Here is an 11,888-nt window from a genome sequence, read left to right as displayed (position 1 = left end):
TCCCGGTGACGGGCGCTCCCCTAGGCTGAGGCCCATGACCAAACGGGACACGGACAAGCCGGTCGTACTGTCGAAGATCTACACCCGGACCGGAGACGCCGGAAGCACGGCGCTCGGCGACATGAGCAGGACCTCCAAGAACGACACCCGACTCGTCGGATACGCCGACGCCGAGGAGGCCAACGCCGCCATCGGGGTCGCGTTGGCCATGGGCGAACTGCCCGAAGACGTACGGACGCTACTGGTCCGGGTGCAGAACGAGCTCTTCGACCTGGGCGCGGACCTGTCCACGCCCATCGTCGCCGACCCCGAGTACCCGCCGCTGCGCGTCCTCCCCGAGTACGTGGAGCGCCTGGAGGAGGCCTGCGACACCTACAACGCGGACCTGCCCACACTGCGCAGCTTCATCCTGCCCGGCGGCTCCCCCACCGTGGCATTGGTGCACACCGCGCGCATCGTGGTGCGACGGGCCGAACGTTCGGTGTGGGCCGCGATCGAGGAGCACGGCGACAGCGTCAACCCGCTCACCGCCCAGTACCTCAACCGACTCTCGGACCTGCTGTTCATCCTCGGCCGCCACGTGGCCGAGGAGGGCGACGAAGTCCTCTGGAAGCCCGGTGGGGAGCGTTAGCGCTCCAACTCGCGCTCGACGGCGGCGACCTTACCGCGCAGGCCGTCGGTGACGCCGTCCCGGACATCGACCTTGAGCGTCACGCTCACCCGGGACGCGCCCTCACCGGCGGCCGCCACCGCGCGCTTGACCACGTCCATGACCTCGTCCCACTCACCCTCGACGGTGGTGAACATCGCGGAGGTCTCGTTGGGCAGCCCGCTCTCGCGTACGACCCTGACCGCGCGCGCCACCGCGGGCGCGACGGACTCACCTGTACCGAGCGGGGAAACCGAGAAAGCAACGATGGTACTCATGCGGCCATGGAAACACAGAGGCCCCGCCGGTGTGAACCAGGCGGGGCAGGACATCGCCGGAAGGCTCAGGCCTCCCAGTGGGTCCCCGGGGGCATCGACTCGATCCACGACAGGAAACCGGTGAGCTGACGCTCCCCCATGGCCACCTCGTAGACCGCCTTCTCCGGGTCGGCGCCGTCCGCGGCGATCCAGCCGATCTCCAGGACCGTCACATCGGCCGGCAGTGAGGCGTCCACCCGTTCCGCGCCGGAACCCTCGTTCCCCGCCATCCGGGGACGACGCCCCACAACGACGAGACCGCGGCGCGACAGTCGAACTGTCGGCCGCGGTCGGAGCGAGAGGACGGGGTACCAGCCGAAGCCACCGGTGCCGTACCGGCCGAAACCGACACGCCAGGTGCCCCGGCGCCCCTTGCCCCCGCATACGCGCAGATAACACTCGATGGCGCCCCCACTGCGCACCAGGACGAAACGTCGCAGGGCACCGGCGAGGACCACCACCACGATGAGGGCGACGAGGATGAGGAGCACCCACCACAGGGACTCCGACCACGGTGTTCCCGGCAGCTGCTCCACCACTCGTCACGCCTCTTTCGCTTCGCTAGGCGACTTCCTCGCCGGCGGCGCGCAGACGGCTGCGGGCACGCCCGGCGGCGAGACTGTCGCCCTCCTCGGTCGCACTCGTCAGAGCCTGACGCGCACGGTCCACATCGATGTCCTCGGCGAGCTCGGCGGTCTCGGCGAGGATGGAGACCCGACCCTCACCCGACACCGAGACGTACCCGCCGTGGGCGGCGGCCTTGACCTCACCGGTCTCTCGGGCCCCCAGCACGCGAACGACCGCGTCCTGGGCGAGCAGCGACAGCACCGGCACGTGGCCGGGCATGACGCCGATCTCGCCCTCGACGGTCTTCGCGATGACCATGTCGCCCTCGCCTGCCCAAACCTCACGGTCGGGAGAGACGATCTCGACGAAAAGCTTCTTCGACACTGTCACAAACTCCTCGGCTAGCGGGTGGGTTCGGCGGGGCCGAGTACGAATCGATACTCGGCCCCGCCTGGCTGGCCCCGCCCGTCGCCCCCGGGCTCACGGCCGGGGGCACTGACGCGCAGTCCTAGCCTTCCTGAAGCTTCTTGGCCTTCTCCACGACCATGTCGATGTTGCCGACGTCGAGGAAGGCCTGCTCGGGAAGGTGGTCGTACTCGCCGTCGCACAGACCCTTGAAGGAGGCGATGGTCTCCTCCAGGGGCACGAACACGCCCGGGGTACCGGTGAACTTCTCCGCCACGAACATGTTCTGGGAGAGGAAGCGCTCCAGGCGGCGAGCACGGTTGACGATGATCTTGTCCTCTTCGGACAGCTCGTCCATACCGAGGATGGCGATCTGGTCCTGCAGGTCGTTGTTGCGCTGCAGGATCTCCTTGACCCGCTGGGCGACGTCGTAGTGCTCCTGACCCACGTACTGCGGGTCCAGGATGCGCGAGGACGAGGCCAGCGGGTCCACCGCCGGGTAGATGCCCTTCTGCGAGATCGGCCGGGAGAGCTCGGTCGTCGCGTCCAGGTGGGCGAAGGTCGTCGCCGGAGCCGGGTCGGTGTAGTCGTCCGCGGGGACGTAGATCGCCTGCATCGAGGTGATCGAGTGACCACGCGTCGAAGTGATCCGCTCCTGGAGCTGACCCATCTCGTCCGCCAGGTTGGGCTGGTAACCCACGGCCGAGGGCATACGGCCCAGCAGCGTGGAGACCTCCATACCCGCCTGGGTGAAACGGAAGATGTTGTCGATGAAGAGCAGCACGTCCTGGCCCTGGACGTCACGGAAGTACTCCGCCATCGTCAGAGCCGAGAGCGCCACGCGCAGACGGGTGCCCGGGGGCTCGTCCATCTGGCCGAAGACGAGCGCGGTGTCCGGGAGGACGCCCATCTCGTCCATCTCCAGGAAGAGGTCCGTACCCTCACGGGTGCGCTCACCGACACCGGCGAACACGGACACACCACCGAAGTTACGGGCGATACGGGTGATCATCTCCTGGATGAGCACCGTCTTGCCCACACCCGCGCCACCGAAGAGGCCGATCTTCCCACCGCGAACGTACGGGGTGAGGAGGTCGATCACCTTGATGCCCGTGACCATCATCTCGGTCTTGGACTCAAGCTGGTCGAAGGAGGGGGCCTTGCGGTGGATCGGCCAGCGCTCGGTCACGCCGAGCTCGGCCGTGGGCACGTCCATGGACTCGCCCAGGGTGTTGAACACGTGGCCCTTGACGATGTCGCCGACGGGCACGCTGATGGGCGCGCCGGTGTCGCGGACCTCGGCGCCACGGACCATGCCGTCCTGCGGGGCGAGGGAGATGGCGCGCACCAGGTTGTCACCCAGGTGCTGGGCGACCTCCAGGGTGACGACCTTCTCCTTGCCGCCGATGCTCACATCGGTGTGCAGAGCGTTATAGATGCCGGGCAGGGAGCCGACGGGGAACTCCACGTCGACGACCGGGCCGGTGACCCGGGCGATCCGACCGGTGGCGGTGCCGGCGCCGGTCGTCTCTTCAACTGTCGTTGACACTTCTCTTACTCACTTCCCGCGCTGGACCCAGAGAGTGCATCGGCACCGCCGACAATCTCACTGATCTCATTGGTGATCTCGGCCTGACGGGCCTGGTTGGCCAGGCTGGTCAGGTTCTTGACGAGTTCTTCCGCGTTGTCGGTAGCGGCCTTCATGGCCGCGCGACGGGACGCCTGCTGGGAGGCGGCCGACTCGAGGAGGGAAGCGTAGATCCGGTTGACCACGTACTGCGGCAGCAGCTGGTCCAGGACCTCCTCGGCCGAGGGCTCGAACTCGTAGAGCGGCAGCGCCTCGCCACCGTGGCTCTCCTCGAGTTCCTCCGCCTCGACCTCCTCCACCTCCAGCGGAAGAGCGCGAACCGCCCCGGCCCGCTGGGTCAGCATCGACACGAACTCCGTGGAGACCACGTGGATCTCGTCGACACCCCCCTCTGCGGTGTCCAGGGAGAACCTCTCCATGAGAGCGGAGCCGATCTCCTGGGCGTGCGCGTAGGTCGGACGCTCGGTGATGCCTTCTTCCCAAGACCGCTCGACCTCACGGTCACGGAACTTGTAGAAGGCCGCACCCTTGCGACCCACCATGTAGGTGAGAACCTCCTTGCCCTGCTCCCGAAGAAGCTGGGTGAGGGACTCGGCCTCCTTGATGACGTTGGTCGAGAAGGCGCCGGCCAGACCCTTGTCGCTGGTAATGACCAGGACGGCGGCACGGGTGGGGTTCTCGGCCTCGGTCAGCAGCGGGTGATCGGTCACCCGGCTGGCGAGGGCGGACACCGCCCGCGTGATCTCCCGTGCGTAGGGGCCTGCAGCCTCGGCCGCGCGCTGCGCCTTGGTGATGCGCGTGGCGGCGATCAGCTCCATCGCACGGGTGATCTTCGCCGTCGCCTTCGTCGCACGGATCCTCCGGCGATAGACGCGAAGCTGTGCACCCATGGGTTACTTCCCGCCCTTGGCGACCTTGATGGTCTCCTGGCCGACCTTCTCCTCGGAGAGCGCCTCGGCCTCGGCCTCGGTGCCCAGGAGGCCGCCCGCAGAGGTCTGGAAGCCCTGCTTGAACTTCTCGATGGCGGCCTGGAGGGTCTTCTGGCTGTCGTCCTCGAACTTGCCGGTGTCCCGGATGGTGTCGAGAACGGCCTTGTGCTCGCGGTCCAGGTAGGACAGGAAGTCCTCCTCGAAGCGGCGAACGTCCTCGACCGGGACCTCGTCGATCAGGCCGGTGTTACCCATCCAGATCGAGACGACCGTCTTCTCCATGGAGAAGGGCGAGTACTGACCCTGCTTGAGGAGCTCCATCATCCGGGCACCACGCTCCAGCTGCTGCTTGGAGACGGCGTCCAGGTCCGAACCGAAGGCGGAGAACGCCTCCAGCTCGCGGTACTGGGCCAGGCTCAGACGCAGGGTACCGGAGACCTTCTTGGTCGCCTTGGTCTGCGCGGCGCCACCGACACGGGAGACGGAGACACCGACGTCGATCGCCGGACGCTGGCCCTGGTTGAACAGGTCCGAGTTCAGGAAGACCTGACCGTCGGTGATCGAGATGACGTTGGTGGGGATGTACGCCGAGACGTCGCCCGCCTTGGTCTCGATGATCGGGAGGGCCGTCATCGAACCGGCGCCCAGCTCGTCGGAGAGCTTCGCGCAGCGCTCCAGCAGCCGGGAGTGGAGGTAGAAGACGTCACCCGGGTAGGCCTCACGGCCCGGCGGGCGGCGCAGCAGGAGGGAGACCGCACGGTAGGCCTCGGCCTGCTTGGTCAGGTCGTCGAAGACGATGAGGACGTGCTTGCCCTCGTACATCCAGTGCTGGCCCAGGGCCGAGCCGGTGTACGGGGAGAGGTACTTGAAGCCGGCCGGGTCGGACGCCGGGGAGGCGACGATGGTGGTGTACTCCATCGCGCCGGCCTCTTCGAGGGCGCCGCGCACGCTGGCGATGGTCGAGCCCTTCTGGCCGACCGCGACGTAGATGCAGCGCACCTGCTTCGAGGGGTCGCCGGTCTCCCAGTTCGCCTTCTGGTTGATGATCGCGTCGATACCGATCGCGGTCTTACCGGTCTGTCGGTCACCGATGACCAGCTGGCGCTGGCCACGGCCGACCGGGGTCATGGTGTCGATCGACTTGATACCGGTCTGGAGCGGCTCGCCGACCGGCTGGCGCTCCATCACGGTCGCGGCCTGAAGCTCAAGCTCGCGAGTCTGGGTCGTCTCGATCTCGCCCTTGCCGTCGATGGGGGCGCCCAGGGGGTCCACCACGCGGCCGAGGAAGTTGTCACCCACCGGGACCGAGAGGAGCTTGCCGGTGCGACGCACCTTCTGCCCCTCTTCGATACCGGTGAAGTCGCCCAGCACGACGACACCGATCTCACCGATCTCAAGGTTCTGGGCCATGCCCAGGGTGCCGTCCTCGAATTCCAGCAGCTCGTTCGCCATCGCCGAGGGAAGGCCACCGACGCGGGCGATGCCGTCACCGGAGTAGGTGACGGTTCCGACCTCTTCCGCGCGGGTGGTGTCAGGCTCGTACGACTGGACGAAGCGCTGTAGCGCGTCCCGGATCTCATCCGGCCGGATCGTCAGCTCCGCCATCTCTACGTTGTCCTTGCTCTCAAATGGCGCCGGGCCGGCGCCGTGCGTGCTTGCCTTGCGTATATTCGCGTGTGTCAGCCGGCCAGACGGCGCTGAACCTCAGCGATGCGCCCGGCGATGGTGCCGTCGATGACCTCGTCGCCGACCTGGATGGAAAGTCCACCCACGATCTCGGGGGCGACCTCGGTGTTCAGGTGGATCTCACGGCCGTACTTGCGCCGCAGAAGCGTCCGGAGACGGTCCTGGTGAGCCTCGCTCAGCGGGACGGCGCTGCGCACCACCGCGATGTAGCGCTGGGCGCGCTCGGCGACCAGCTGCCCGAAGTTGTCGAGCGCCTGTTCCAGGGTACGTGCCCGAGGACGGGTGACCGCTTCGTCGACCAGAGCCAGCGTCGCGGAGTTCACCTTGCCCGAGAGCAGGTTCTCGATCAGGGTGTGCAGGTGCGAGGCGGCCACGCCCTCACGGGTGAGGGCCGCACGCAGCTCCGGCTCGGCGACGACGATCCGCTCGAACCGGAACAGCTCGTCCTCAAGCTCGTCCAGACGGGTGCCCTCCACGGAGGCGACGGTCGCGTAGACCGCCAGGCGCTCCAGAGCGTCCACCATGTCGCGGGGGCCGGCCCACGGCTGGGACACGACGTCGTTGACCACGATGACCGTGGACGGCGACACCTTGCCCTCAAGGATCTGACCGATCAGGCCGGTCTTCTTCTCCACCGGGTTGGCCTGGTCCGCGAGCCAGCGGCGCAGGGAGTGCTCGTTGCCGAGCAGGGCGACGACCTCGAAGAGCTCGCCACCGAGGGAGACCGCGTGCTGGGCGGCGTCCGCCGACGCCAGGACGTTCTCGTCCAGGCGTCGGGTCGCCTCAGCCAGGGAGTTACGGCTGATACCACGCATCAGCGCACCCCGGCTTGCTTCGCGCTCTCGTCCTGCTGCTCCAGGTCCGCGAGGAACCGGTCCACCACGCGGGTCTGCGCCGCGCCATCGCTGAGCGACTCCCCGACGATGCGGGTCGCGAGCTCAGTGGACAGGGCACCGATCTCACCGCGGAGCTGGGCCATGGCCTGCTGCCGGTCGGCTTCGATCTGGGCCTTGCCGGCCTCGATGATCCGCTGGGCCTCGACCTGGGCCTCTTCGCGAGCCTCGGCGATGATCGCCGCGCGCTGCTCCTTGGCCTTCTCGAGTTCCTGCGCGTACTCGCGGTGCGACTCTTCGAGCTTCTCGCGGTACTGCTGGCGGATCTCCTCGGCCTCGGCCTCGGCGCGCTTGGCCCGCTCGATGCCCCCCTCGATGGCGTCGTGACGCTCGTCGAGGACCGTCATCACCTTGGGGACCGCCTTGCGGGCCACAAAGAAGTAGACCACGGCGAGCGCGATCGCACCGAAGGTGAACTTCACCCAGTCGATCCGCAGAATGTTGTACTCGGCTGCCAACTCCACCAACATGGTCAGCCCTCCTTCGCGTCAGTTGCCATCAGAAAACGGTTGGCAAAACGCCTTAGGCGCCGGGGGCGGCGAAGGCGAGAACGAAGCCCAGGATGGCGAGGGCCTCGACCAGCGCGAAGCCGAGGTAGATGTTGGTCTGCAGCGGGCCGCGGGCCTCGGGCTGGCGGGCGATGGCCTGCATACCGAGACCGAACACGATACCGACACCGATACCGGCGCCGATGACGCTGATGCCGTAACCGATGGTGTTGATGTTGCCGGTGATCGCAGCGATGTCCATTGTGTTTCCCTTTACTCGACGTCCGGCGTTGCGGTACGCAATAGGTCAGTTCGCCGGTTTGGACGGGTCTTAAGCACTCCTCGTCCCTGTTCCGATCGGGGGACCGGGGGAACTCGGAGGGGGTCTTAGTGAGCCGCTTCGAGCGACTGGTTGAGGTACAGGCTCGCGAGCAGAGTGAACACGAAGGCCTGGATCAGCATGATCGCGATCTCGAAGAGGAAGAAGGCGACGTAACCGAGCAGCGCGGCGCCGGAGAAGACCACGGAGACCGCGGCGAGGACCGGCTCGGCCGAAAGGTTCAGCATGTACCAGCCGCCGTAGGCGAACACGGCCAGAAGCAGGCTGCCCGCGAACATGGTCGCGAACAGACGCAGGGCGTGCGTGACCGGGCGGATGAGGAAGACCGAGAGGATCTCGATCGGGGTGACCAGGACGTAGATCCACTTCGGCATCCCGGGCGGGAAGATCTGGTTACGGAAGTAACCCCAGCCGCCCTGGTTCTTGATACCGATCACGATGGTCATCACGTAGATGACCAGTGCGAACATCGCGGTGAAGGCGAGGTTGCTGTTGACCGGCAGCATGCCGGGGATCAACCCGGTGAAGTTCATGGCCAGGATGAGGGTGAAGACGCCCGTCATGAACGGGATGAAACTGTCGCCCTTGGCACCCATGGTGGGCCGGGTGATGTTGTCCCTGATGAACAGGACCAGCATCTCCCCGACACTCTGCCTGCGGCCGGGGACGAGGCTCAGCTTCTTGCTGAACCACGACCACAGGAGCAGGACGGCACCGACCGCGACGAGCAACAGAACCAGGTACAGGTCGATGCCCGTGCTGAGGGGGATATTGGCGAACCACGGTTCGGGGAAGAACATCCCGATGGTGGGGGCCTCGAACCCGCACCCGTTGTCACCGAAGAGATGGCAACCTGGTTCGGCCGCGAGAATGCGCACGTCAGCACTCACGGCGAATCCTTTCGTCGTGACGCAAGAAAGCCTCGTTGATGGTTGTTACTGCTAGCGTCGTCGCGGAACGGGCGACGCGGGACTGCGGGGTGCTCAGATGTGACGCGTCTTGGCGACGATCAGATAGATCGAGCCGGCCATACCGAGAACCGCCCCGATGGGCAGGAAGAGGGCCTGGAAATCCAGGAGCCTGTCCGCACCCCAGCCGATCGCGCTCCACACGAGAACACCCGAAAGCAGAGTGGAGAAGAGCGCCCAACCATCGGCCTCGCGTGGCGCGGGTAGCGCTTCGGGGCCCTTCTTCTCGGTTGGCTCGCTGCTCATCTCGCTCCGGAATATAGCATGTGGGGCGCGGCTGGAAGGTGGCCTTCCGCCTGCCGTGGAACAGGTTATAACGCCCGCTCCAACGGAACGCGGCGGGGCACCCCATCACGAGTTCTCCGAACTCTCACTGGGGTCCACGTGGAGGATCTTCGCCTGGGAGGTGGCCCAGGTCTGCCCACCAAGCCATGCCAGCACCACGACCAGCGCGCTGTAGACGAAGGCGTTGGTGCTGAGGTCGGCGATGAGAGGGCTTCCTCCGAGGGTCACCAGCAGGATGCCCAGCAGCGCCATCTTGACCACGAAGCCGATGAGGTTCGCGGCAAGGAACAGGTCCTTGTTGCGCCGGGTGACCAGGATGACCGCCCACTGCCCCAGACCGAAACAGGCGATGACGATGGCCACCGCCAGGGCCGAACCGAGAGCTCCCGCGGTACCTGCGAGCAGGGCCGAGATCGCAATGGCCAGGGCTCCGCACGCGGCGCTCGGAAGCGCGGCGCCGCGGAGGATCCGGGCGTCGTGTCCCTGCATGACGAAGCTCCGTGGGGTTAAGTGGTTACCTGCTCGTGAAAGCTATCACAAGGTTTTCGGTACGAAATCCAGGGACCCCTTAACGCACCCTTAACGCGGCGCGAAAGGCCCGTACCGGGGCCTCTTCGGACCTTGTGTCACCTTGAACACACTCGGCTCGACCTTCACAAGCAGGCACATTCGGACCGCCCGAGAGGACCTCCGTCCCGAACGTGATCGGCCTTTTATCCATCGGTTGACGAATGGTGATCTGTTCGCGATCGAGAAGCCTTCCGCCGGCTCCCGGGCAACAACCCACGACGGTGCAGACGCGGCAGGGCGATGAGACCGACCGCACAGGTGGCCACCAGCACGGTGACCGAGAGGACGATGAGCGCGGAGTCGAAGATCGACAGGGACACCGCGGCGAACGCGACGATGCCCGCCCACAGGTACATCAACAGCACCGCGCGGGTATGGGTGTGCCCCATGTCCAGTAGACGGTGGTGCAGATGCCCCCTGTCCGGGGCGAAGGGGGACTTGCCCGCGAGTGTGCGCCGCACGATCGCCAGCACCATGTCGGCGAGGGGCAGCGCGATCACCAACAGCGGCAACAGGATGGGAAGGAAGACGACCAGGCCGGAGGAGTTGAACTCCTCCCTGGCGGTGTTCGCGTCGAACTGACCCGTCACCGTGATGGTGATCGAGGTGAGCAACAGACCCAACAGCATCGAACCGGTGTCGCCCATGAACACCCTGGCCGGGTGGAAGTTGTGGCAGAGGAATCCCAGGCAGGTGCCCGCCAGGATGATCGCGATCATCGCCGGGTAGGACTGGCGCTCGAACCCCTGGTCCACCGCGACCACGTAGTAGTAGGCGAAGAACGCCAGCGAGGAGATCGCGACGATACCGGCTGCCAGGCCGTCCAGGCCGTCGGCGAAGTTGATCGCGTTGATGGTCGCCACGATGAGCAGGATCGACACCATCGCCCCGAGCCACGGGCCCAGGGACAACTGGGTGCCGGGCAGTGGCAGCCACAGCAACTGCACGCCCTGCCAGACCAGGATGCCCGCGGCGGCGGTCTGGCCCGCCAGCTTGCTCAGCGCGTCCATCCCCCATCGGTCGTCGATGACGCCGATGACGGTGATGAGCCCGCCGGCCAACAGCAGGCCGATCCAGGTCTTGGCCACGAACACGTTCTGCAGATGCGGTAGCTGCGCCGAGATGAGCAGCGCCGCGGCGAACCCGCCGTAGATGGCGAGTCCGCCCAACCGTGGAATGGGTTCGGTGTGCACGTCACGGTCGCGCACGGGGGGCGCCGCGCCGAAGGCGATCGCCAACCGACGTACCAACGGCACGAGCAGGTAGGTCACCGCGACGGCGATGACGAAGGTGAGCGCGTACTCCCGCACGGCCGGCCCCTCTAGTTCTTGTCGCTACCGGACGTGTCGGACTCGGTGCCGGTGGACGACGACTCGGCGGTGTCCTCGGTCTTGCCGGAACCGTCTGTCTCGCCGTCGTTGTCGGCGTCGTCGAGGGCCTCGGCGGCGGCGGTCTCCGCGTCGATCTCGGCGGCGTCGTCCTTCTTCGGTTTGGCCCGACCCTTGCGCAGCTCACCGATGACGGTGCCGCACACGGCCCGCAGCTCCTCGATGGAGATGGCGCCCGACCGCAGCACACGCGGTACCGCGTAGGTCAGGTCGACGATGGTGGAGGCCACCGGATTGTCGCTCTCACCACCGTCCAGGTAGACGGCCACGTCCTCGTCGCCGAGCTGCTCGATGGCCTCACCGGCGTTGGCGGCGGCCCGCTCCCCCGACTTGTTGGCGCTGCTGACCGCCATGGGGCCGGTCTCCTTGAGCAGCTCCAGGGCCACCGGGTCCATCGGCATGCGCACGGCCACGGTCCCCTTGGTGTCGCCCAGGTCCCAGGACAGGCTGGGGGTGGCGGTGCACACGAGGGTGAGCGGACCGGGCCAGAACTCCTCCATGAGGTCCCGGCCGTGGTTGCCCAGGTCGTCGATCAGGGCACTGGCGGCCCGGATGGAACCGACCAGCACGGGCGGTGGCATGTCCCTGCCGCGCCCCTTGGTCTCCAGCAGGCGCGCGACCGCCTTCGGACTGAAGGCGTCGGTACCGATGCCGTACACGGTGTCGGTGGGCAGTACCACCAGGTCGCCTCGGCGTACCGCGGACGCGGCGTCGGCGATGCCGTCCTTGCGGGCGGTCTCGTCCGCGCAGTCGTAGATGCGGCTCACCCTGGGTTCACCTCGATCTCGAACGGGTCGACCGGACAGATGTCGGTT

The 11,888-nt window shown here is 66.9% G+C and carries 15 protein-coding genes; 1 reads left to right on the top strand and 14 read right to left on the bottom strand.

All coding sequences use genetic code 11. The features are described from left to right. The first annotated feature begins 34 nt into the window (after positions 1 to 34). Positions 35 to 631, top strand: coding sequence for a cob(I)yrinic acid a,c-diamide adenosyltransferase (locus tag ACWGSK_RS11975; protein ID WP_358512201.1), 597 nt, complete (start codon positions 35 to 37; stop codon positions 629 to 631). Here the strand turns inward: ACWGSK_RS11975 and ACWGSK_RS11970 are convergent. From ACWGSK_RS11970 to ACWGSK_RS11905, 14 genes are all read right to left on the bottom strand, one after another. Continuing rightward, a complete protein-coding gene (locus tag ACWGSK_RS11970; RefSeq protein ID WP_358512204.1) occupies positions 628 to 927 on the bottom strand; it encodes an MTH1187 family thiamine-binding protein in 300 nt (99 codons plus the stop codon). The genes ACWGSK_RS11975 and ACWGSK_RS11970 overlap by 4 nt on opposite strands. 65 nt (positions 928 to 992) lie before the next feature. After that, positions 993 to 1,505, bottom strand: coding sequence for a DUF2550 domain-containing protein (locus tag ACWGSK_RS11965; protein ID WP_358512206.1), 513 nt, complete (start codon positions 1,503 to 1,505; stop codon positions 993 to 995). 22 nt (positions 1,506 to 1,527) lie between these two features. After that, positions 1,528 to 1,917: a F0F1 ATP synthase subunit epsilon gene (locus ACWGSK_RS11960; RefSeq protein ID WP_358512208.1), complete on the bottom strand. Its 390-nt coding sequence runs from the start codon at positions 1,915 to 1,917 to the stop codon at positions 1,528 to 1,530. Between the two features lie 124 nt (positions 1,918 to 2,041). Further along, on the bottom strand, positions 2,042 to 3,487 hold the full coding sequence (gene atpD / locus ACWGSK_RS11955) for a F0F1 ATP synthase subunit beta (RefSeq protein WP_452455821.1): 1,446 nt from the start codon (positions 3,485 to 3,487) through the stop codon (positions 2,042 to 2,044). Between the two features lie 5 nt (positions 3,488 to 3,492). Next, the gene (locus ACWGSK_RS11950; RefSeq protein ID WP_452455820.1) at positions 3,493 to 4,416 is read right to left on the bottom strand and encodes a F0F1 ATP synthase subunit gamma; all 924 of its coding nucleotides are present in this window, start codon (positions 4,414 to 4,416) and stop codon (positions 3,493 to 3,495) included. Between the two features lie 3 nt (positions 4,417 to 4,419). Continuing rightward, complete coding sequence (gene atpA / locus ACWGSK_RS11945) at positions 4,420 to 6,060, bottom strand: F0F1 ATP synthase subunit alpha (RefSeq protein WP_452455819.1); 1,641 nt, start codon at positions 6,058 to 6,060, stop codon at positions 4,420 to 4,422. A 74-nt stretch (positions 6,061 to 6,134) separates the two neighbouring features. Next, positions 6,135 to 6,956 carry a F0F1 ATP synthase subunit delta gene (locus tag ACWGSK_RS11940; RefSeq protein WP_358512218.1) on the bottom strand — a complete coding sequence of 274 codons (822 nt, stop codon included), beginning with the start codon at positions 6,954 to 6,956 and terminating at the stop codon, positions 6,135 to 6,137. After that, on the bottom strand, positions 6,956 to 7,501 hold the full coding sequence (gene atpF, locus ACWGSK_RS11935; protein WP_358512288.1) for a F0F1 ATP synthase subunit B: 546 nt from the start codon (positions 7,499 to 7,501) through the stop codon (positions 6,956 to 6,958). The genes ACWGSK_RS11940 and atpF overlap by 1 nt, the downstream gene beginning before the upstream one ends. A gap of 55 nt (positions 7,502 to 7,556) precedes the next feature. Beyond that, complete coding sequence (atpE, locus tag ACWGSK_RS11930; protein ID WP_211714590.1) at positions 7,557 to 7,784, bottom strand: ATP synthase F0 subunit C; 228 nt, start codon at positions 7,782 to 7,784, stop codon at positions 7,557 to 7,559. Positions 7,785 to 7,909: 125 nt separating this feature from the next. Continuing rightward, the gene (gene atpB / locus ACWGSK_RS11925) at positions 7,910 to 8,740 is read right to left on the bottom strand and encodes a F0F1 ATP synthase subunit A (protein ID WP_358512291.1); all 831 of its coding nucleotides are present in this window, start codon (positions 8,738 to 8,740) and stop codon (positions 7,910 to 7,912) included. Between the two features lie 105 nt (positions 8,741 to 8,845). Beyond that, positions 8,846 to 9,076: an AtpZ/AtpI family protein gene (locus ACWGSK_RS11920; protein ID WP_358512222.1), complete on the bottom strand. Its 231-nt coding sequence runs from the start codon at positions 9,074 to 9,076 to the stop codon at positions 8,846 to 8,848. A 105-nt stretch (positions 9,077 to 9,181) separates the two neighbouring features. Continuing rightward, positions 9,182 to 9,604, bottom strand: a complete 423-nt coding sequence (locus ACWGSK_RS11915; RefSeq protein ID WP_358512225.1) for a hypothetical protein — start codon at positions 9,602 to 9,604, stop codon at positions 9,182 to 9,184. A 224-nt stretch (positions 9,605 to 9,828) separates the two neighbouring features. Next, a complete protein-coding gene (locus tag ACWGSK_RS11910; RefSeq protein WP_358512228.1) occupies positions 9,829 to 10,995 on the bottom strand; it encodes an MraY family glycosyltransferase in 1,167 nt (388 codons plus the stop codon). An 11-nt stretch (positions 10,996 to 11,006) separates the two neighbouring features. Continuing rightward, positions 11,007 to 11,840: an L-threonylcarbamoyladenylate synthase gene (locus tag ACWGSK_RS11905; protein WP_358512231.1), complete on the bottom strand. Its 834-nt coding sequence runs from the start codon at positions 11,838 to 11,840 to the stop codon at positions 11,007 to 11,009. Positions 11,841 to 11,888: the final 48 nt, after the last annotated feature.

Source organism: Nocardiopsis sp. NPDC055551, from assembly GCF_053619415.1.
This window is presented reverse-complemented; position numbering and strand designations above follow the sequence as displayed.